The 20,623-nt window shown below is 55.0% G+C and carries 18 protein-coding genes; 9 read left to right on the top strand and 9 right to left on the bottom strand.

Annotated features, from left to right (window positions below):
• Nucleotides 1-34: 34 nt before the first annotated feature.
• The 3 genes from FE784_RS37975 to FE784_RS37965 all read right to left on the bottom strand — a co-directional run bounded on the left by FE784_RS37975 (nt 35) and on the right by FE784_RS37965 (nt 4,525).
• On the bottom strand, nt 35-1,348 hold the full coding sequence (locus tag FE784_RS37975; protein WP_139607499.1) for an ABC transporter substrate-binding protein: 1,314 nt from the start codon (nt 1,346-1,348) through the stop codon (nt 35-37).
• Between the two features lie 495 nt (nt 1,349-1,843).
• Nucleotides 1,844-3,190 (bottom strand): CapA family protein, encoded by a 1,347-nt coding sequence (locus FE784_RS37970; protein WP_139607498.1) that lies wholly within the window; start codon nt 3,188-3,190, stop codon nt 1,844-1,846.
• Nucleotides 3,191-3,223: 33 nt separating this feature from the next.
• Complete coding sequence (locus FE784_RS37965) at nt 3,224-4,525, bottom strand: ABC transporter substrate-binding protein (protein WP_176706812.1); 1,302 nt, start codon at nt 4,523-4,525, stop codon at nt 3,224-3,226.
• A 182-nt stretch (nt 4,526-4,707) separates the two neighbouring features.
• Between FE784_RS37965 and FE784_RS37960 the strand changes: the two genes are divergently transcribed.
• A complete protein-coding gene (locus tag FE784_RS37960; RefSeq protein WP_139607496.1) occupies nt 4,708-5,571 on the top strand; it encodes a helix-turn-helix domain-containing protein in 864 nt (287 codons plus the stop codon).
• 84 nt (nt 5,572-5,655) lie between these two features.
• Here FE784_RS37960 and FE784_RS37955 read toward each other — a convergent pair whose 3' ends face one another.
• The 4 genes from FE784_RS37955 to FE784_RS37940 form a co-directional block, all read right to left on the bottom strand.
• The gene (locus tag FE784_RS37955) at nt 5,656-7,323 is read right to left on the bottom strand and encodes a b(o/a)3-type cytochrome-c oxidase subunit 1 (protein WP_139607495.1); all 1,668 of its coding nucleotides are present in this window, start codon (nt 7,321-7,323) and stop codon (nt 5,656-5,658) included.
• 40 nt (nt 7,324-7,363) lie between these two features.
• Complete coding sequence (locus tag FE784_RS37950) at nt 7,364-7,834, bottom strand: cytochrome c oxidase subunit II (RefSeq protein WP_139607494.1); 471 nt, start codon at nt 7,832-7,834, stop codon at nt 7,364-7,366.
• Between the two features lie 19 nt (nt 7,835-7,853).
• A complete protein-coding gene (locus tag FE784_RS37945) occupies nt 7,854-8,012 on the bottom strand; it encodes a cytochrome c oxidase subunit 2A (RefSeq protein ID WP_139607493.1) in 159 nt (52 codons plus the stop codon).
• A 247-nt stretch (nt 8,013-8,259) separates the two neighbouring features.
• Complete coding sequence (locus FE784_RS37940; RefSeq protein ID WP_139607492.1) at nt 8,260-9,591, bottom strand: ABC transporter substrate-binding protein; 1,332 nt, start codon at nt 9,589-9,591, stop codon at nt 8,260-8,262.
• 176 nt (nt 9,592-9,767) lie between these two features.
• Between FE784_RS37940 and FE784_RS37935 the strand changes: the two genes are divergently transcribed.
• From FE784_RS37935 to FE784_RS37910, 6 genes are all read left to right on the top strand, one after another.
• Complete coding sequence (locus tag FE784_RS37935) at nt 9,768-10,580, top strand: helix-turn-helix domain-containing protein (RefSeq protein ID WP_139607491.1); 813 nt, start codon at nt 9,768-9,770, stop codon at nt 10,578-10,580.
• A 206-nt stretch (nt 10,581-10,786) separates the two neighbouring features.
• Nucleotides 10,787-12,157: a YheC/YheD family endospore coat-associated protein gene (locus tag FE784_RS37930; RefSeq protein WP_139607490.1), complete on the top strand. Its 1,371-nt coding sequence runs from the start codon at nt 10,787-10,789 to the stop codon at nt 12,155-12,157.
• Between the two features lie 14 nt (nt 12,158-12,171).
• A complete protein-coding gene (locus FE784_RS37925) occupies nt 12,172-13,308 on the top strand; it encodes a YheC/YheD family endospore coat-associated protein (protein ID WP_139607489.1) in 1,137 nt (378 codons plus the stop codon).
• A gap of 78 nt (nt 13,309-13,386) precedes the next feature.
• Nucleotides 13,387-14,757: a YheC/YheD family endospore coat-associated protein gene (locus FE784_RS37920; protein WP_139607488.1), complete on the top strand. Its 1,371-nt coding sequence runs from the start codon at nt 13,387-13,389 to the stop codon at nt 14,755-14,757.
• The gene (locus tag FE784_RS37915; RefSeq protein WP_139607487.1) at nt 14,758-15,918 is read left to right on the top strand and encodes a YheC/YheD family endospore coat-associated protein; all 1,161 of its coding nucleotides are present in this window, start codon (nt 14,758-14,760) and stop codon (nt 15,916-15,918) included.
• Nucleotides 15,919-16,062: 144 nt separating this feature from the next.
• A complete protein-coding gene (locus FE784_RS37910) occupies nt 16,063-17,223 on the top strand; it encodes a YheC/YheD family endospore coat-associated protein (RefSeq protein ID WP_139607486.1) in 1,161 nt (386 codons plus the stop codon).
• A 60-nt stretch (nt 17,224-17,283) separates the two neighbouring features.
• Here the strand turns inward: FE784_RS37910 and FE784_RS37905 are convergent, their stop codons facing one another.
• Nucleotides 17,284-18,222 carry a D-alanyl-D-alanine carboxypeptidase family protein gene (locus FE784_RS37905; protein ID WP_139607485.1) on the bottom strand — a complete coding sequence of 313 codons (939 nt, stop codon included), beginning with the start codon at nt 18,220-18,222 and terminating at the stop codon, nt 17,284-17,286.
• Between the two features lie 258 nt (nt 18,223-18,480).
• On the opposite strand from FE784_RS37905, the gene FE784_RS37900 reads away from it, so the two are divergent.
• Nucleotides 18,481-18,717, top strand: coding sequence for a DUF6953 family protein (locus tag FE784_RS37900; RefSeq protein WP_139607484.1), 237 nt, complete (start codon nt 18,481-18,483; stop codon nt 18,715-18,717).
• A gap of 125 nt (nt 18,718-18,842) precedes the next feature.
• Complete coding sequence (locus FE784_RS37895) at nt 18,843-19,985, top strand: PdaC/SigV domain-containing protein (RefSeq protein ID WP_176706811.1); 1,143 nt, start codon at nt 18,843-18,845, stop codon at nt 19,983-19,985.
• 291 nt (nt 19,986-20,276) lie between these two features.
• Here FE784_RS37895 and FE784_RS42535 read toward each other — a convergent pair whose 3' ends face one another.
• Nucleotides 20,277-20,402: a hypothetical protein gene (locus FE784_RS42535; protein WP_281287211.1), complete on the bottom strand. Its 126-nt coding sequence runs from the start codon at nt 20,400-20,402 to the stop codon at nt 20,277-20,279.
• Nucleotides 20,403-20,623: the final 221 nt, after the last annotated feature.

The raw sequence follows: 20,623 nt of genomic DNA, 5'->3' as shown, positions 1-20,623 counted from the left end.
TCCGGCTAGTTCCCTTAGCTCACGCCGTTCGATTTTACTTTTTGTTTTCCGCGATCATTTTCGTTATTTCCTCGTCCATTTCCCGCAGCGCCGAGTTCAGATCTTTCACCCCGGTCAAAATGTCTTTGTTGTACTTGTTCATAATCGTGCGCGCCTTGCTGTCATAAGGCGTCGGAACGTGCGACTTGGCAGGCATCGTCTTGTAGATCGCCTTGACGTTTTTCCCTTGCAGGTAGTCGACGTTTTTGCCGAATTCCTCCTGCACCTTGGTGTTTTTCAATATCGGCATTTTGCCGTTGCGCGCCATATTCAGCTGATTGTCGTCGGACAGCAGCACCTCCACGACTTTGTAGGCGGCATCCTTCTTCTCGCTGATCGCGGAGACCAAGATGCCGTGGCCGTCGAATTCGTGTCCGGTATTGGGCGCTTCCTTCAGGCTCGGATACGAAACCATGTCCCAGTTCAGCGTATTCGCCACCTTGGAAATGGACGGAAGAATGTTCAGGCCGGCCAGCATGGCCAGATTGCCCTTGGTGAATTCGCCGAAATTGTTCGGATTCACATATTTCTCTTTATAGCCGGGAATGTCGTATATCGTTTTGTACATCTGGAACATTTGCTTCCACTTCTCGTTTTGGAGCGTCGACTGATGCGTCTTGGCATCGATGATCGGCTGGCCGATCACGGAAGCGGTGCGGAACGGCAGGTCCGGATCGAGACCGCGGTAGACGACGCCGTCGGCCGTGCGCGTCACTTTGCGGGTCAGCTCGATCGTCTCGTCCCACGTCATGCCGTCCTTCGGATACGCTGCGCCGAACTTGTCGAACAGATCTTTATTGTAGTACAACGCGTTGAAATGGCGGGTAAACGGAACCGCGGACAAATATTGGCCGCCGCTCGCGATCTTGAACGAGTCTACCGCTACTTGTTCGATCCGATTTAGATCGATATTGTGCTTCTTCAGCATCGGCTCCATATTGTCGGCCAGCTTGGCCGCGATGACGTCGTCGAACAGCAGGTTCGCCTCGAACAGCAGATCGAACTTCTCGCCCTTCGCGAGCAGCAGCTCATATCGGTCAACCGAATATTTTTGGCGAATCAGCTCCAGCGTAATGTTCGGATATTTCTTCTTGACCGGCTCCGCCAAGTACATTTGAAACTCCTCGTCCGTCACCAGCCCGGTGTCGACGATCTTCAGCGTCACCGGCTTCGTCGCATCCAAACCGTCCGCCGGAGCGCTTGCCTTCGAATTGACGGATTTGGCATCTTCACCCGCTCCGCTTCCGCAACCGACTACGGCAGTAGAAAATATTGAAATTAATGATAAAACAATCCATTTTCTGGACAAATGATCTCCCCCTGGCTTGATAAAGCCTATCTTCCTGAAACCACCTTCATCAACGTCTGCACCGAACCATCCGATACCGCAGGGATCTTGCTAGCCATCAAAAGCTGCCGCCAACCGGTCCCGGATCCCGATCAGCTTACTTGTTCACACCTGACCTGCAGCCCGTCTGTTCTTTATTGATGAACATTGTTCCCGAATCAAGTATAACGCTTACCCGGAACGACTTCGTTGCATTTTTTAAGGTCGACCTCCCACTTTTTACGGCCTTCGTACATAATAGGCGGCGGAGACCGGATCATACGCGGAGTAGGCGCTGCAACGGCAAAAAAAGGCTGTCTCCTAAGTCGCAACCGACTTGAGAACCAGCCCCTGTTCGTTACTATACAAGTTGAACCCTACGTATCGTAAGCCGCCGTTTCCAGCCTCTCGGGATGAAGCGGCACCGATGCTGAATCGATGTGCTGCAATACATGCCGAATCTCCTCGGCGAATGAGCTAGCTTACGCCGTGCCGATGCGCTTGCTGCAACAAATTCTCCAAATATCCGCCGTTGATCCCAGACTCCGTGCACAGCCGCTTTCCTTCGTCGCAGCGGCATTTCTGCCAATGCCTCACGAGCATTTTGGCCCATTCGGGAGAATCTCCGAGCTCCCCGTGGGAGGCCCGTTTCAGACCGTTCATAAACAGCTCCCGATGTGCCGGTGCAAAAAACAGGTTGTGCAGTCTGGCCGCACCCGTCCCGGTATTTCCCGCCAGTTCGGCGAGCACCGTCTCCAGATTGCGCGTCATCCCCGAGAGGCCGACTACATCGACAAATGCATTCCACACGGCGCGCACCGCATGCGGGTCGGCAAGCAGCTCCGATACGGTACGCATCGCCTGTAAAAATCCGGCCTTCAGTTGTCCGTTCATTAGAGACAGGCCGTTGCGCTCAATGACATACGGGCTAATCTCCATCCCGGATATCCTATCCTTCCGCACATCGAGGTGAACCAAATAACCGGTATGCTTGTAGAAAGCATCGTCCTCTTGCCAGAACACAAAATTACCTTGGCTGTACACGATCGGCACTCCGCCGTAAATCTCGATTCCTTGCGGCACGTGCGGATGGTGGGCAATGACGGCGGACGCGCCTGCTTCGGCCGCTTCCCTTAACCCGTTCACCACATATTCGGGGGGCATCGGCGCATATTCTCTTCCCCCATGAAATAGGACGAGCACATGATCCGCTTGCGACTTTACATGCCGAATTTGCCGAGTCAGCCCGGAAAGCTCGAATCCGTTGGCGCCGGGACCGTTATCGATGGAACAGCAAGCCTCGCCTTCCCCGCAATTGATAATTGCTACAGCGATATCGCCGATCTCGAGAAAGAGCGGCCTGGCCGCCTCCTCGCCGGTAAGGCCTGCGCCTACCGTCTGGAGTCCGGCTTCCCGCAGCACATCCAGCGTGCGCCGCAAACTGTCGGCACCGTAATCCATAATATGGTTGTTTGCCATGCAGGCAACATGAAAGGGCACGGCGGTCAGGGCACGGACAGCGTTTTCGTCAGCCCGGAAATTCGGACCCGCCTTCGGTATCGGCAGACCATGCGAGCCGAGAGTCGTTTCTACATTAATAATATTCACATCGCTATTTCGCAGCAGAGGCAGAAGATCGCCGTAAACGGCCAGAGGATCTTCGCCGCTCTTGATTTCATAACCGCGCAAGGGCAGCCAATCCGATCCGATCGTTAGACGCACCCCGTTCTTCGCGCCTGCCTTCTGCCCCTTGTTTCTTTCCGCGCGGACGATCTCCCCGTTTGTCTCGGCGGTCCACACTCCTTGCGCCCAGTCCGCTTTCATGCTATCTCCACTCCTCCTTGGTTATGTATCCGATTATTTCGACGCTTCGGTAGCGAGAAACTGATTCAGCTTTTCGTCGGCTTCTCTTAAAGCCGTGTTGACGTCCTTGCCTTTGTAATAGTCGTAAAATGCCGCTTTTAGCAAGTTGCTCGCCTCGGTCGTATATCTGGGACGTACGGGCGAGTTGATCATTTTGCTTTTGAACATGCCGGCGTGGTTTTTGCCTTTGGCAAATTCAAGGTCGGCGGCGAATGCGGCTTCGAATCGCTTATCGGCCAAAGGCGACTTCCGTGCCGTTTTTCTCACCAAATCCATCTGCGTTTCATCCGACACGAGCTCGACAAGCACCTTCATCGCTTCGTCCTTATGCTTGCTCGTACTCGTAATAAAGGTCAAATGGGCATCGATGTCGTTATACACGTTCGGTCTGGAAGGCAAGCTCGGATATTGCGCCACGTCCCAGTTCAGCCCGTTTTTGGTCGGCTCCTCGAGCTTTGACGTCATGTTATTGCCGCCGTACATCGCGGAAATTCTCTTGGTATGGAAGTTCGTGTCCGGGCTGATGGAATTTTTCAATTCGGCGTCCGTCCATTCGTTGCCGGGGATCGAAATAATCGATTTGGAAAGCTCGAAGATCGATTTCCATTCGGGCGTGCTCAAGGTCGATTTATTCGTTTTCGTGTCATAGAACGTGTTGCCCAAAATACGCTGAAACCTCGTCACCGCATACGGATCGAGTCCGCGAATTTGCGTGTCGCCAAGCTTGCGCGTCATTCTCTTGCCCAGCTCGATGGCCTCATCCCAAGTCAGGCCGTCCTTCGGATAAGCGACGCCGAAGGAGTCGAACAAATCTTTATTGTAATACAGAGCGCTGAAATTCAACGCATAGGGAATCGCGTTCAGGGCTGTCGGTCCCGTCACGGCCATAGCCTGAACAACGACAGGATCGAAGCGGGCCACATCCAATTTGTACAGCTTGGCCAGATCCGACATGTCGTACATCAGCTTGAGCTCCTGATAAGGACCGAAGTTTCCGTTATGGGTCGTAATGAGATCGGGCGTTTCTCCTGCCGCGATGAGATTGTTAATATTCGTTGTAGACGTCTTCGTCACCGTAATGTGCGGGTATTTCTTTTTAACCGGATTCACGAACATCACTTGAAAGTCGGAATCGCTCAACCCGTTTCCGTCCAGCATCGTCAAGGTTACAGGCTTCGCCGGCTCGGCTGGAGCAGCGGGCGATACCTCGGTCGCCGACGGCTGGCTGCTGCAGCCGGTCCAAACGGTTGCGCCCATGGCCAAAAGCATTGCATGCACAATCGCTCTTCTTTTCATGACAAAGCCCCCCGAATATGGAATGAACATCAATTTGATAGCGCTTTCTTCAATCCAAGTATATCTCGATTTCGCCGATTGATCTTTCGGCTATTTTGCTCTTGCTCCAAAAAAAATCGCAAATCTTGCTACTATTCCGAAAAGTCTGCTGCTATGATTATGAATAAAGGAGGGACCGCAAAATGCCGGAAATGTCAAACGATTCGTTTCAAAGAGACACCGCATCCGAATTCGTGGAAACGTTTACAATCGCGCGCGACAAATTTTCCTCCAATCATCATATGAAGGTAGCCCACTTCCATGATTTTTACGAGATCTACTACTCCATGACGGGTGAGAAAAATTATTTCATCAAGGACAAAATGTACCGGATCTCCAAGGGCGATCTGTTATTCATTAACCCGTACGAGCTTCACAAGGCCACATCGACCTCCCGGCTGGAACGGGAAAGAGTGCTCGTTTATTTCCAGAAAAAATGGTTCGGCACCAAGTCCGATCTGCTCCTGGACCCGTTCTCCCCATTCTGCTCCGGATCGCCGGTACTGTCCCTGCACGTTCACGAGCAAAGATTCGTCGAGGAGCTGTTTCACAAAATGATCGACGAATACCGCAGCCGGCGCAGAAATTACTTGCTCTGCATCGAGGCGCTGCTTTCCGAGCTGCTCATATTCGCGATTCGCTGCAACGAGAGGAGGCTGCAGCAGCCCGTCGAAGAGCAACATTCGCTGCATCCGAAAGTAATCGAGGTGATGCAGTATATAACCCGTCACTACGAGGAGCGATTAACTCTCGGCCTGTTATCCGAGAAGTTCTCGACGAGCCCCTATTATTTAAGCAGATTGTTCAAAACGATGACGGGATTCTCGTTCGTGGATTATATTGCTGCGGTAAGGATTATGGAAGCGCAGAAGCTGCTCCGCGATACGAATCAGAAAGTAACCCGGATAGCCGAGGACGTCGGGTTCGACAATCTCGCGCATTTCTACAAAACGTTCAAAAAGCTGTCGTCCGCCTCCCCTTTGCAGTATCGGAAGATGCACCGTTAATCGTACATGCGCAATGCGAATTGCAAAAGGGCTGTCCCATAAGTCATCAATATGACTTTCGGAACAGCCCTATTCCATTTTTCGCTACCACATTTTGTAGCCGGGCGACCCCGGCACGCCGCCTCCGATCATATCCAGGATCGGGATCGTGTAAGCGACGACGATGAGCACTACGCATACGCCGATCCAGACGCCCCAGCGTTCCAGCAAAGCCGGAGTCTTCTCCGCCGTTTCGGACACCTCCCCGATCGGATATTCGGTGTCGCCCTTCGGCGCGCGAAGCAAGCCGACGATGTTGGCGATCATGATGACGACGGCTACGAAGAGGATCATCCCGCCGATCGCCATCGCCACGTGGTACGGAATCCACAATATCGCGTCGGGGTGGTCTCCGTAGGTCGTATAGGCGGTTCTGCGAGGCGAGCCGAACAAGCCGACCGTATGCATCGCCCCAGACATGAAGAACATGCCGACGCACCATAATACGGTTTGGACGATCCCCCATTTGTTCATGCTCCGCGTCAAGGTGCGGCCTGTAATCGCCGGAATGAGCCAGTACGTTATGCCGAAGAACGTAAGCGCCACGCTCGTAGCGACCGTAAGATGGAAATGGCCGGTTACCCAAAGCGTATTATGCACGACCGCATTCATTTGATGGCTGGCATTAATAATACCGCCCGCCCCCGCCGGGATGAAGATGAGCATGCCCATGAACGGGGCGAAGAAGCGGACGTCCTTCCACGGCAAATATTTGAACCAGCCGAACAGCCCTTTGGCGCCCTTCGATCTGCCGTACAGCTCGAAAGAGGCGAATAGGGAGAAGGCCGTCATCAGCGACGGAATGATGACCATGAACGTCAATACGACCTGCAAATATTTCCAGAACGCGCTAATCCCCGGCTCCATGAGCTGATGGTGGAACCCGACCGGAATCGAGAATACGATGAACAGCATGAACGACAGTCGCGCCAGCGCGTCGCTGAATATTTTGCCGCCGATAACTTTCGGAATGACGACATACCAGCATATATAAGCCGGAAGGAGCCAGAAATAGACGAGCGGATGGCCGAAATACCAGAACAGCGTACGGCTCAGCAGCACATTGATCGTATCCACCCAGCCGAACGACCACGGGATGAGCTGGAACAGCACTTCGATCGCTACTCCGATCGTGCATATTTGCCACATGATCATCGTCGCGATCGCCATGAAGGAGAACAGCGGCGACATTTTGCCTTTATGCGTCTTTTTCCAATAGCGGTAATTATAGAACATCCCGAAGCCGCTGATCCAGCTGCCGACGACGACGAGCGCCAAGGCGATGTAGAAATACGGGGAAGCCTTCAACGGCGCATAGAACGTGTACAGCACGCTTGCCTGATTCAGCAGGATGACGACCGTGCCGATCGCCGTACCGACGGCCATGAGACAAAATCCGATCCAGCCCATTCTGCGGGATGTGGTCAGCAGCTGCCCGCCGAGCGTCTTCGATAGTCCGGAATACAGAAAGCCGATAATGAAGAAAGTGGTGAAAATTAGCGCCATCAACACGCCGTGAGCGGTCAGCAGCTGGTAATAGCCGATTCCGGCCGGCAGCTCGATCATGCCGCCGCGCACGAGCCCTTGCAATACTCCGGCAATGCCGCCCAGCAGCAGCGCCGCGAAAGCGAACAAGATATGCGCGAGCACCAGAGACCCGTCCTGTCGGTCGAACCGTTCCGCTTGTGGTGTTGTCGTTGTAGCCGTAGTCATTCCAATCGCCGTCCTTTTTAGCGGACCCTGAAGCTGTCCGTTATTTCACAACAAGAGTCGTTTTCATGAATTCGTGGCCGGTACCGCAATATTCGTTGCACAAAATCAAATATTCGCCGGCTTTTTTGAACGTATGCGAAATGTGGTTCACTTCGCCCGGCAGCACCATCATATTGACGTTCGTTCCGGGAATTTCGAAGCCGTGCACGACATCGCTCGACGTAATCGTAAAGTGGACCGTCGCACCGGCGGGCACTTCCATCTTGGTCGGGGCGTAGCCGTAGGCGAAGGCGGTCATGACCGCTTCATATTCGTTGTCTCCGACCTTTTTCAGAACGGGCTGATCGAACGGCGCCGTCTCGGACACCTTCGCGGGATCGATTGCATGGCGGTGGCTGCCCGGGGTCGTAATTCCCATGGAGAAAGCCATAATGCCGAGTACAAGCAGGAACACGGCAAGCATCGAAAAGCCGAAAGTCAGCCAAATTTTTTCCAAACGGTGTATATGCATGGGACAACCTCTTTTCGTCTTAGTTTCGAGCCAAATACAGGAAAAACACGCCCAGCCACGTTACGAGCAGGAATGCGCCGAGCAGCATGACCGCCGCAAACGTTCCTTTCAATGACGGCTCGCGCCCGTGTTCCCCGGCCCGATCTTTCGATTTATCGTGGGATGCCGATTTCGCCATGAGGATAACCCCCTCTCTCCAAACCGGTAGTGACTCGCAGTTTCCGCTTCATGCTGCTATTGTATCGGCCCGTGAGAGTCATCACTGTGATTTAAGTCACCCGGCCGGTCCGCAAACGGTGAACAATTTGTTAACGGGCGTCCTTCGCGATAATCCGCCGCTCAAAGCAAAAAGCCCTTCGATATGCATCGAAGAGCTGTTGACGATACTTTATTGGCCGCTTATTTACCGACGGCGTCTGCCACGCTTACTTGCTTCCTTGCGCCGCAACCTTCTGGTTAATCGCTTCCTCCGTCTCGCGGATAATCGTATTGATGTCTTTCGCGTTTCCGAACAGCTGCAGCGCGCCGGAATTAAGCTGGCCGTCGGCAGTGGCATCGAATTTCGTCAAATTGCTGTGAATCGGGACGGGACGGTGCTTGAAGATCGCCTGCACGTTTTTCCCCTTCAATACTTCCGATTCTTTGCCGAAGCTGTCCCGGACCTCCTTGTCGATCAGCGGGGTAACGACGCTGCCCTTTTTGGACGCGGCGAGCTGCGCTTCTTTCTCCAATACGGCGGAAATGACCTGAAAAGCTTCCTTCTGATGCTTGCTGTTCGGCGTAACGAACAAGTAATAAGCGTCCGCTTCGCCGTATACGCCAGGCTTGTCGGGGAACTGCGGGTAAGTGGCCAAATCCCAATCCAGTCCGCCTTTGGCCGCTTCCGCCATTCGGTGGAACAAACCGATATACGGGTACATGGACATCGTCTTGTCGTAAAGGAAAGCGTTTAACTCGTCGCTGTTTTTCTTATCGTTCGTGTTGCCGGGTATCGAAACGATCGACTGATACACCTGAAACGCTCTCTTCCACGCTTCCGTATTGATGCTTACTTTGCCCGTAGCCGGATCAAAGCGGTTCAAGGCAAGCGGGGAAGCGATTCGGACGAGTGTGCTCGATCCGAGCCCCCGAACCTGCACGCCGCCGTCGGTACGCGTCACCTTCCTCGCCAGATCGATGACGGCGTCCCACGTCATCCCGTCAGTCGGATAGCCGACGGCAAAGCGGTCGAACAACGACTTGTTGTAATACAGGGCCTCATAGTTCAAGCCATAAGGCAGTGCGAAAATCTCGCCTTTTTTGCCGAAGCTCTTGATTGTCTGCACGATGCTAGGGTCGAGCTTGTTCATATCGAACCCTTGCAATTTGATCTGCTCATTCAGATCGAGCGCCACATTCAGGTCCAATAACTGTTGCATATTGCCGGTGCCCATGATCAGCATATCGGGGACAGTCCCCGCCGCGACCATGGTCGTAATATTGTTGGTCGTAGTCGCGGTTGTTATATTGAGCTTGATGTGAGGATATTTGGCTGCAAGCGGTTTATAAAAAATTTGCTCCAAATCCTCGTCGATAATTTTCCAGCCCACCAAAAGCTCGATCGTGACCGGCTCCGGCGGAGCCTCTTTCTTGGCCTCGTTTCCTTGTGCATTGGACTGTTCGGTGCCCTTGCTGCCCGCGCCCCCTTGGCTGCATGCGGCTGTTGTTCCGACAATTAGCGCCAGCGCGAGCGCCGGCATGATAACTTTGTAATTCATCTTTCTGCCTCCCTTGCAAAGTTTAGTGGCAAACGCTTACACTATACCTACGGACTTTCTCTTTATCTGTTATTTCTGAATCTAATTTTATGTTAAGGCAAGTGTTTATCTTTGAACATACACATTTTTGAAGCATAATTTATCTAATATTTCCGCTAATTCAAGGAGATGATCGCATGCATTCGCCGCTACTGTCCGGCTTTGTCCCGGAACTTCAGGATTTCGCCTACTGGGAGAGCAAAGATAAGTTTCAGATGTATGAGGACATCTACACGGAGTGGGTGATGTTCGCCATCGAGGATGGGGCCTTCTATTACGAGATCGGAAATGAGAAAGGAACGGCCACGTTTGGCGATCTCGTTATTTGTCCGCCGGATACCGTATTCCGCAGAGTCATCGTCACGCCGCTTACGTTTTATTTTTTCTGGCTCACCTGGACCGAAGGGCCGGGCAGCGGCGAAATTGCGATACCTGCCGGCAAAATCAGCGTTCTCAACACGGCGCGTCTGACACATAACTATGGCGCCATGAAAAGATGGCAGGATTGGCCGGGGGTTGTCCGATTGTCGCAATACAGCCACTATTGCCGGGATATGTGGCTTATGTATTGCGAAGAGCTCGGAGAAGGAAAAACGCGGATCGACCACGTCGCGATTCCAAATCCGATCGACCCGTCGATGCAAGAGGCCCAATCGCTCATTCATCAGCGCGCGTTCACCAAACTTAGCCTGAATGAGATAGCCTCCGCCCTGGCCATCACCCCGGTGCAGCTCACCAAAAGATTCCACGCCGCCTACGGCGTGACGCCGCTTCGTTACCTCACCGCGCTGCGCTTGAAGAAAGCGAAAAATCTGCTGCTGGAAACGAAGATGACTATCGAGCAAATCGCCGAATGCTGCGGCTACCAAAACGGATTTTATTTGCATCGCTTATTTGTCAAATACGAGCATATCACGCCTTCGCATTACCGGAAAACCCACCGAGTCTAACCCCGTTCTATTCCGCCCCTTGAAGCCATCTGCGATCCGATTCTCTTCGGGGCACAAGCCCTCTGCAAAAAAGAGTCCGTTTCTTCTAGTCCCCGCCCCCGAATCGGCGTCCATTCATTCACCAAGGGATATATGTCCTCATATGATGTGATTAGTCTATGGAAACACGAGAAATCGCAGGATGGCGCTTCTAAAGGAGACACACCATGACCAGTACGAAAATGACAATCCATGTGCAAAGCATGGGCGGCCTGCTTCAAGATCAAACCCTGCTGCTCGGGGAACGTGCGGCCCGCTCGCACAAAATCCCGTCCGGCGGAACCGTATCGCTCCAATACGGCGCATCCAAGCATCAGGTGAAGGTCGTCTCCGCCTCTCATCTAGACGGCCTCCGCATCGGCGAATCGTTTGCGCGCAAGCTGGGTCTGCATCACGGCGCCCAAGTCAGCGTCCGCTATAAGGCGAGCAGCAAAACGCTCGTGATCGGCCCTTTGATCGGCGTCATGATGAGCCGCGTTTACTCCGGTTCCCCGGATCGTCCGTTCGGGTCGAACACCGCCTTTTGCAAAGAGCTGGTGGACACCTGCCAAACTCATGGGGCATTCGTTTATTTTTTTACCGTGGAGGATATTCCTTCCAGCCAACAGCAGATCGAAGGCTGGACTTATTACGGCCGCTGGCGCAAATCCGGCTTCCCGATTCCGGACGTCGTGTATAACAGGCTGACGACCCGCAAGCTGGAAAACAACCCGAGCGTGCAGCACTTCATGAAGGAAGTAAAATCCCGTTACGGGACGACCGTGTTCAACGAAAAGTATTTGGACAAAACCGACGTTTTCGATGCGCTGAAGCAGGATGCCTCGCTGGTCCGGTACTTGCCGGAGTCTCATCTGTTCAAAAACTTCCAGATGCTCAAATCGATGGCCGCCCGCCATTCGGTCGTCTTCCTGAAGCCGATAACCGGCAGCCTGGGAAAGGGCATTATCCGCATCAGCCGGAACGGCGGCCAGTCCTATTCCTGCCAGACGACCAGCTTGAACGGGACGCTCCGGCAAACGTTCCCGAATATCGAGGCGGTATTCTCGTCCATCTCGAGCAAGCTGAAGCAGCGGCGCTATCAGATCCAGCAAGGCTTGCATCTGATCGAGACGGGCGGTCGCCCCGTCGATTTCCGCGCGCTCGTGCAGCGGAACAACATGGGCGTATGGGGCGTGACTTCGGTTGTGGCGCGCATTGCCGGCAGCAACCATTTCGTCTCGAACCTGGCCCGCGGCGGAACGCTCAGCCGGGTGAAAGAGGCGCTGTCGAAAACGAATTTGACCGCGGTCCAGCAGCGCAACGCTTCCGCCAATTTGCGCAAGGCCGCTCTCGATATCGCCAAAGGAATCGAGACGCAGGTCAAAGGTCATTTCGGCGAGCTGGGCGTCGATCTGGCCGTTGACTCGAACGGGAAAGTGTGGCTGCTGGAGGTCAATTCCAAGCCGTCCAAAAACGACGGAACGCCGCTCGCCGAAGGCGCCATTCGACCTTCTGTCAAGCAAACGGTGCTTTACGCCCGCTATTTGGCCGGATTTTAACGAAGGTGAACCCGATGATAACGAGAGACGCGCGACGGATCGCGCAAACAGTCGGCATCATGGTATGCCCGAGGGCGGCGGAACCGCCTTTTCCGGAGAAAGAATATTATCGTCGACTTTCCTTGCTGGGGCAAAAGCTGGGATTGGCCGTTTTTGTTTTTTTTCCGCACCGGTTGGATTGGGAACGCAAACGGGTGGTCGGATACGCCTATTCGGCAGTGTCCAAACGTTGGGAGAAAGGCTTTTTCCCGATACCGGACGCGGTATACGACCGCTGCTTCTACTCGAATTCCCATACGTTCGCCGCTTATCGGGAACCGATCCGGCGTTTGATGTCGTCTCCCGGCACGCGCTTTCTCGGTTATGGTCTGAAGGGCAAATGGAACGTCCACCAAATGATGGTCCGCGACGAGGCGCTCCTGCCTCACGTGCCCGAGACCGAGCTGCTGCAGCGCCCGGAAGATATCGCCCGCTGGCTCGCCGACAAAGGAGAGCTGTTCCTTAAGCCGCATGGCGGCAGTCAAGGCAAAGGCGTGCTGCACATCTCGGAAGCCGGGGAAGGATTCGCCGTCAAAGGACGGACTACGAAAAACGAAACCGTACGGCTTGGATTCCGTTCCAAAAGCCGTATGCTTGCATGGGTCGGACAATTCGCCTCGGGACGCAAATATTTGATCCAGCGCTATTTAACGTTGACAACCGCAGCCGGAGAGGCATTCGATATTCGCGCGCTCGTGCAAAAAAACCGCAAAGGCTGTTGGGAGCTGACCGGAATGGCCGTCCGACAAGGCGCTCCCGGAAGCGTCACGTCCAACCTGCACGGAGGCGGCCATGCCGAGGAAGCCGAATCGTTTTTGCGCGGAAAATACGGGACGGAGGCAGCCGAGACTATCGTCGCTACCGCCCGTGAAATCGCGCTTCGCGTCCCTGACGTGCTGGAACAATACCATGGCAGACTGGCGGAGCTCGGCGTCGATCTCGGCGTAGACGCGGATGGAAAAGTGTGGATACTGGAAGCGAACTCGAAGCCCGGGCGGTCCGCTTTCGCCGCGTTGTCCGACGAACGGGTCAGATTGGCCTCCATACGCAACCCGATCCTATACGCCAAATATTTGCTCGACAGCCGCAGCGATCGGTTCAGCCGCCGCTAAAGCCGGCACGACCGGACGCACAACCGGACGCTTCCGCTGCCATTCAAGCTTCTTGCAACCTTTTAGGAGGGTAACTTCATGAGTTTGACAACTTGTACAATCCATTTCGCGGCGCGAACCGACAAGACGGTCTATGTCAGCTCCGCGCTGATGAAGTCGCTGCAATTGACGGGAACGAAGCCGGTGACACTCAAAATGGGAAGCAAGTCGGTATCCGCTGCGATCAAAATCGTCAAAAAAGCCGGCAATCATCTGTACATTCCCGTTTCCGTCAAAAGCCAGCTGCTCGTGCCGCGAAGCGGAACATGCATGGCCGTATCCAACGGTCCGAGGGAAATCCAGCTGGGACCGCTCGTCGGCATTTTGACCAATGCGTCGGCGGCGAACGCCGCCCAGCCGTTCGGCACGCGCTCCTCGCTGCTGAAGGACTACATCAGGCCGGGCAGCAAAAAATCGTTCTTCTTCGCCTTTATGCCGTCGGACGTCAATTGGTCGGCGGATACGGTCGTCGGCTACTTCCCGACGGAGGGCGGATGGGTGAGAAAAACCGTTCCGCTGCCCGACGTCGTCTACAACCGTCTGTCCAGCCGCAAGGCGGAAAAATCGCTCTCGATCGAAAATTTCAAGGAACGGTTCGTCCGCCGCGGCATTCCGCTCTTCAACTGGAGCTTCTTCGATAAATCGGACGTATACAATTTGCTCGACGGCGACAAGGAGGCGTTCAAGCATGTGCCCGAGTCGCATCTGAATCCGACGCCGGATAAAGTCCGCGACATGCTGGAGAAGCACCGGTTCGTCTATTTGAAGCCGACCGGCGGCAGTCTCGGCATCGGCATTTTCCGGCTGACCTACCATCCGAAACGAGGTTACTTCGCCCGCTTCCGCCGGGGCGGCAAAAACGTACTGTACCGATTCTCCCAGTTCAGCAGCCTGATGAACTTGCTGAACGCGCGAAGCGGCAGACTGCGCAATTACGTAGTCCAGCAAGGCATCCGGCTGATCGAAATCGACAACTGTCCGATCGATTTCCGCTTCCACCTGCACAAGAACGGTCAAAACCAATGGGTCGTAGCCGGCATCGGGGCGAAGAAGGCGGGGAAAGGAAGCGTAACGACGCATGTGAAGAACGGCGGTCAAATTATGACTCCGGAGCAGGTGCTCGACCGCGTGTTCGGCAGCAAGGCCGATACGATATTGCAAAACTCCAAGCAGGCGGCCATCAAGCTGGCCGAGGCGATCGAGCGCAACAGCCCGCACCTGCTCGGCGAGCTCGGCTTCGATATCGGGATCGACCAGAACGAGCAAATCTGGATGTTCGAGGCGAACTCCAAGCCGGGCCGGTCCATTTTCAAGCATCCTTCCTTGAAATCGCAAGGAAAAACGTCGCTGGGACTCATCTTCGAGCACAGTATGTATTTGGGGAGATTCAGAGCGAGGAGGGAGGCCTAGATGGATACTTCCTCTTCATTGCCGCTCCACCGTCCGCTGATCGGCATACTGACGATGGACGATCCTGCAGATCTGTTCCGGGGCAACCGGAACAATTTCATCGACATTATCCGGACCGGTTCCGAGATGGGCGTGTCGGTATGCGTCGTAACCGTCAAAGATTTGAAGCCGAAGCATCGGAAAATAATCGGATATATGTACGATTCCGTCTCCAAGCAATTTTCCCAGCAGGTCATCGGCATTCCGCACGTCCTGTACAATCGGATTCCGCTCCGGCAGGACGAAGCGCAGCCCGAGGTGCAGCAGACGCTGAATGCGATCATGAGGCATTCCCAGGTGCGGCTGTTCAATCCGACCTTCTTCAATAAATGGTCGCTGTTCGAGTGGCTGAACAAAGCGAAGACGACGGCCAAATACATCCCGGCGACCCGTAAAATGACGGCGAGCGCGGAGCTCGAAGGACTGCTGAAGCTGCACTCCTCCGTGTACATGAAGCCGATCAGCGGGAAAGCGGGCAAAGGCATCATGAAGGTGGACCGGGTCTTCGGCAAGCTCGACCGGAAGCCGGAATACGCCTTGAGCGTGCAGGAAACGAAAGGCAGCATCGTCTACAAATATCCGAAGATGTCGCTGCTGTGGACGAAAATCAAGGAGGAGATCGGTCAGGAGGACTACATCGCCCAGCAAGGCGTCTCGATCGTCAAATACAAAAAACGGCCGTTCGACCTGCGCCTTCTCGTGCAGAAAACGTATAAAGGAGAATGGGACGTTACCGGCATCGGAGCGCGGCTCGCCGGCAGGCTCAGCATCACGACCCACGTGCCGCGCGGCGGCTCGATCGACGATCCCGAGAAGCTGCTGGCCTCCACATTCGGCACGGAGGGCGCCAAGCGGATTATGGTGCGGGCCCGCAAGGCGGCTCTCGCCATCGCCCGGCAGGTCGAGAAAAAGTCGGGGCATATGCTGGGAGAAATGTCGATGGATATGGGTGTCGACGTGCATGGCGGCATCTGGTTTTTCGAAGCGAACTCCAAGCCGATGAAATTCGACGAGCCGCATATCCGCAAAAAATCGCTGGAACGGATCGTGCAGTACTCCTTGTACCTGATCCGGACCAACCAGGCAAAGACGGGCGGAATTCCGATTGGCCAATCGAATTAGCAAGGAGCAAGGCGGGACCGGAAAGCCCGCCTTGCGGTTCGTGCGAAGCAGGCTTGCCACGCAGATCCGGTCCGGACGGACGGCGGCACATCCGGGCGACCCGCTTGCATGGCGCAAGCTATCTATAAAGCAGGTGATCCGATAATGGCAGAACCGACCCTCGGCATTATGACAATAGCCATTAACGACATGGAGGAGCGAAGCTACTTCCGCAAGCTGATCGTTCAGGCGAAGAAGCTCGGATTGCGGGCATTCGTATTCACTCCCCGTGACGTCAATGCCAAAACGGATCGTATTCACGCATACGTATACGATACCGAGGCAGGCAAGTGGGTCCGCGGCTGGACTTCGTTTCCGATTCTGATCTACGACCGGTGCCGGTACAAGGAAACGGAGCTGTTTCGTCAGTTCCGCCGGTTCCGCGAAACGTATACGGGGCTTATTTATATGAACCGCCCGATCTCGAACAAATGGGGCATGCATCAGTTTCTGGCGAAGTCGGCCGCCATCAGGCCCTTCTTGCCCGCTACCCGGGTATACTCGGATCACGGCGAGCTGCTGGACCTGCTGCAGCAGCACCGGCTCGTCTATCTGAAGCCGATCAACGGAACCGGAGGCCGCGGCATATTGCGGCTCGAGCGGCGCCGAGGCGGGCAAATTCTCGTCCAGGGCCGGGAGCAGAACCGGAAAATCGTCGCTCCGAAGCTCGTATCTCCGAAGCTGGTTCCGGCCGTGCTGTCGGGCTGGAATCTGAAAAACAAATATTTGATCCAGCAGGGCATCCGCAACAAGCTGCCCGACGGACGCGTACACGATTACCGCCTGCTGATTCAAAAAAACGGAAGCGGCGAATGGGAAGTAACCGGCTGCGCCGGACGCATCGGTCCGAGCCAAAGCATCACCTCCAATCTGCACGGCGGCGGTCAGGCGGTCCCGATGGTCGAGCTGCTCCACCGCAGGTTCGATTCCGTCGAGAAGGTCGAATCGATCCGCCAGGAAGTATACCGCCTGGGCGGCGAGGTGGCCAAAGCGGTCGAGGAGCATTTCGGCCGGCTGTGCGAGCTCGGCATCGATATCGCGATCGATCCGGACGGTCACCCGTGGCTGCTCGAGCTGAATCCGAAGCCGGCCCGCGAAGTGTTCTCGCGCATCGGGGAGAAGGATACGTACGAGAAGGCGATATCCCGCCCCCTGGAATACGCTTTATGGCTGTACAAACAGCATAAAGCCAAGTCCGTCGAGACGAGAAAAAAAGGAAAGCGCCCCTCCTTGCCCCGAATGCGGAGCGGGTTGGCCGGGCGTTGAATTCGACAAGCCGGAAAGCGGTCTTCTCCCCCGCTTTCCGGCTTGTCGTTCCATTTACGTTTATCCGGCCGTAGCCGCCTTGTCCAGACCGTGCTCCAGCAGCATAACGGCGTCGGGGTATACGTCCTTGGACGTCGAGCGAAGCACGACCGCGATAATCCGCTTGCCGTCTCTCGCAACCGACGATACGAGGCAGTAGCCCGCTTGATCGGTAAAGCCGGTTTTGATACCGGTCGCCCCTTTGAAATAATAGGCGCTGCCCGGCTGAAGCAGCTGATTCGTATTGGTCAGGGACAGCTTGGCCGCCGCCCCTCCTCCGGCATTGACCGGCGAGGCTTCGTAGCCCGTCACCTGCACGGCTTGGCGAAACCGTTCGTTCTCCATCGCGGCTTTGGCGATCAACGCCAAATCGCGCGCCGTCGAATAATGCTCCGGGTCGTGCAGGCCGCTCGGATTCACGAAATTGGAGCGGGTCGCACCGGCCTTCTTCGCCCGTTTGTTCATCAGCTTGGCAAACTGCTGCTGCGCTTGCGCGATGTCGAGCTTCGGATTGCCGGCGGATTTCCGGGCAATGTGCACCGCGATCGTCCGTGCGGCATCGTTGCCGGAAGGCAATAGCGCCGCCTCCACCAGATCGTACAGCTTCAGCTTCTGGCCTGCCCGCAATCCGGCCCGGCTCTCCTCCGGGTCCTCCGGCTGCGCTTCCGCCCCGACGGTGACAAGCTCGTCCGGCTTCCCCATCTCCAAGGCGATCAGTGCGGTCAATATTTTCGTCGTGCTGGCCGGGTATGCGCGTTGCTTATCGTTTTTGGCGTAGAGAACATCCCCCGTGGCCGCGTCCATCACGAACGCATGGCCTGCTTGAAGCTGGAGACCGTCCCCGCCGAAGGAACGGACTACCCAGCTCCGGGCGTTGGACGCGAACGTGTTTCCTATCGAAGTTCCGGTTATGAAGATGCATAAGGCAATGCCGAGCGCGGCAAACGTCAGTCGTTTCATCTTGCGACGGTCCCTTCCTTTACTGCGGTTATTCGTTAGCCCAGTGTACCGGACAATGTTTAACCGTAAGGAAAGAAATCGTTAAATTTTTCTTAACGTTCCTTAAAGGTTCCTCAAGGCGGTCCCTTCGGCGATCTCCCGTTAGTCTGCGCGCCCGCTGCCTGTCCGCTTGTAACGCGTGTTCTCCGGCTTTACAATATAGAGAGATCCGCCGTCGCAATTGTCGAACGAAAGAAACCTGGAAGGAGCGGGCTTGATATGGAAGCTACGGCGCAGGAGGTTGCCGAATGGATGGTGCGGGAAACCCGGTTCAAAGGTATTTTGCACCAAAGCGATGCGATTGCATACGTCACGGAGCATTTCGGGGAAGCCTTCGTTTATGTGAATGAAAATGGAAACCCTTCGTTGTCGAAGGAGGTGAAGAAGTCGTTCCGGAAGCTGCATAAAGGAAAAATAGCATGGGACCGGGACGGCTTTTTCTGGGCATGGACCTGACGAAAATGATGTTTCGCCGATCGGGCGGATCGAACCCGCACTGCTTCGGTAACGTCTAATTTGGGTAAGTATCGCATAAGGACATGGGTCCAAGCGAATACGGAACCGGGAAAGGAAGAGGACAGATGAATCGGAGACAAAGTCATCTCGCACAACAACAACATTTGACCCGCAAACCGCCCCGGCATAGCCGGAACATGCTGCTGGCCCTTTGTGCAGGAGTGATGCTCGCAGCCGGTCCGGCCGTCGTAGGTTATCCCGCCGCACAGGTGCGGGCGGAGACCGCCGGCCCGCTTTCGATCGTTTCCCAGCAAATCGTAATCGACGGCAATTCGGTTATGCTGCCGACCGCGAACGTCGACGGAAATACATATATCGGTTTGCGTTCTTTGAACGAGCAGCTCGGTCTGGCGACCGATTGGAATCCGGACGAGCGTATGGTTACGGCAAGCGGACGGGGGCGTACACTGACGCTTGAGCTGGACAACGGCATGTACACCCTTAACGGTCAGAATCTGTATGGCTTGCCGGCGATTTTGCAGGACGGCTCGGTTTATATGCCGCTCCGTTTTTTGCTGGAGCAGATGGGCTACGGCATCTCCTATGATCCGGCATCCCGCGTGATCGGGATCGAGACGATCCGGGAGAACGACTTGACGATAGAAACGTTCAAGATTGCCGAAGAACGGGTCAAGCAATCGCTTCTGGTCCATTATCCGCAAATAGCCGGATTCGCCAACGCGGACATTCAGCAGAGCATCAACGCGTTCCTGAAGGAGGAAGCCGAGACGCACGCCAAATGGGGTCGCGACGAACTGTCCGGGGCGGCCGCCGGCAATGCGGAGGCAGAAGCGGACAACGATAAATTGGCCATTCCTCCGGTCAGCTACGAAGGCACTTATCGGATTACGTATAATCAGAACAATCGGCTCAGCCTATACGTCGATTATTACATTTACACGGGCGGCGCCCACGGCTTGACGGTCCGCCAGCCATACACGTTCGATCTTTTGACGGGAAAGCAGCTGTCGTTGAAAGAGGCCTCGGAAGGCAATGCCAACTATGTGGCGATCATCAACGATGTCATTCGTACGCACATTCGCGAGCTGGACCTTCCAATGCTCGCGTCGTTCGAATCGATCGAGCCGGAGCGGGCGTTTTTCCTTAAAAACGACGCGGTCGTCATTTATTTCGAGCAGTACGAATACACGCCTTATGCGGCCGGAATGCCCGAATTCGAAATTCCGTTCGAGGCGTTCCGCAAATAACGCGGGCGTAACAGACAGCCCCCCGGCTCCCATGGCCGGGGGGCTGTTGCTGGAAATCCTCATGGAGAGGAAGCCGTGAAGGCAAGGAAGCGGGGAATGCGCTCCACTTCTTCCGTTACAATCGAGTTGTCTTCTTCGAATCGAATCGGTTACAACTCGATTTTAAAGTCAGACGCTGCGCTTTACGCACATCGCCCCGCTTCCTGTTTGTACCACCACACTCTCCTCATGTCTTTCTTGACAGCGTCAGCCCCCGGACCTATGGCCGGAGGCTGTTTTGCTTGACGATTATTATGGAAGGAACGTTTCCGTGAAGCTTTTGATGACCAAAAAAGGCAGTGCGCCGATCGAAACGAATGCCATCATGATTCCGAATAGGAACGATTTCACGGCCTGAAGCGGTTTTAATGCTTTCATTGGAAAGTCATCTCCCGTTTTTGGAATACCCCCAGTATAGATCTTATGTAAACCTGTTACCTTAAAGAAACATGAAAAGCAGATTAATTTTGCTTCATGCTTCGCAAAAAGGGCTGTCGCCCGATATCCGCTGGGAAGCGATCGCCTTAGCGTTGCTGCGCCGTTGCTGCACCGTTGCTGCCGTTGCTGTGCCGTTGCTGTGCCGTTGCTGCGCCGTTGCT

The sequence above is a fragment of the Paenibacillus hemerocallicola genome (genome assembly GCF_006265175.1).
Classification (GTDB): Bacteria; Bacillota; Bacilli; order Paenibacillales; family NBRC-103111; genus Paenibacillus_AB; species Paenibacillus_AB hemerocallicola.
This window is presented reverse-complemented; position numbering and strand designations above follow the sequence as displayed.

Excerpts from the sequence above, each read along its gene's own strand:
- FE784_RS37970 (WP_139607498.1), bottom strand. The coding sequence starts at position 3,190 with ATGAAAGCGGACTGGGCGCAAGGAGTGTGGACCGCCGAGACAAACGGG.
- FE784_RS42535 (WP_281287211.1), bottom strand. The coding sequence starts at position 20,402 with ATGAAAGCATTAAAACCGCTTCAGGCCGTGAAATCGTTCCTATTCGGA.
- FE784_RS37935 (WP_139607491.1), top strand. The coding sequence starts at position 9,768 with ATGCATTCGCCGCTACTGTCCGGCTTTGTCCCGGAACTTCAGGATTTC.
- FE784_RS37960 (WP_139607496.1), top strand. The coding sequence starts at position 4,708 with ATGCCGGAAATGTCAAACGATTCGTTTCAAAGAGACACCGCATCCGAA.
- FE784_RS37930 (WP_139607490.1), top strand. The coding sequence starts at position 10,787 with ATGACCAGTACGAAAATGACAATCCATGTGCAAAGCATGGGCGGCCTG.
- FE784_RS37940 (WP_139607492.1), bottom strand. The coding sequence starts at position 9,591 with ATGAATTACAAAGTTATCATGCCGGCGCTCGCGCTGGCGCTAATTGTC.
- FE784_RS37920 (WP_139607488.1), top strand. The coding sequence starts at position 13,387 with ATGAGTTTGACAACTTGTACAATCCATTTCGCGGCGCGAACCGACAAG.
- FE784_RS37895 (WP_176706811.1), top strand. The coding sequence starts at position 18,843 with ATGAATCGGAGACAAAGTCATCTCGCACAACAACAACATTTGACCCGC.
- FE784_RS37905 (WP_139607485.1), bottom strand. The coding sequence starts at position 18,222 with ATGAAACGACTGACGTTTGCCGCGCTCGGCATTGCCTTATGCATCTTC.
- FE784_RS37915 (WP_139607487.1), top strand. The coding sequence starts at position 14,758 with ATGGATACTTCCTCTTCATTGCCGCTCCACCGTCCGCTGATCGGCATA.
- FE784_RS37950 (WP_139607494.1), bottom strand. The coding sequence starts at position 7,834 with ATGCATATACACCGTTTGGAAAAAATTTGGCTGACTTTCGGCTTTTCG.
- FE784_RS37910 (WP_139607486.1), top strand. The coding sequence starts at position 16,063 with ATGGCAGAACCGACCCTCGGCATTATGACAATAGCCATTAACGACATG.
- FE784_RS37925 (WP_139607489.1), top strand. The coding sequence starts at position 12,172 with ATGATAACGAGAGACGCGCGACGGATCGCGCAAACAGTCGGCATCATG.
- FE784_RS37955 (WP_139607495.1), bottom strand. The coding sequence starts at position 7,323 with ATGACTACGGCTACAACGACAACACCACAAGCGGAACGGTTCGACCGA.
- FE784_RS37900 (WP_139607484.1), top strand. The coding sequence starts at position 18,481 with ATGGAAGCTACGGCGCAGGAGGTTGCCGAATGGATGGTGCGGGAAACC.
- FE784_RS37965 (WP_176706812.1), bottom strand. The coding sequence starts at position 4,525 with ATGAAAAGAAGAGCGATTGTGCATGCAATGCTTTTGGCCATGGGCGCA.
- FE784_RS37945 (WP_139607493.1), bottom strand. The coding sequence starts at position 8,012 with ATGGCGAAATCGGCATCCCACGATAAATCGAAAGATCGGGCCGGGGAA.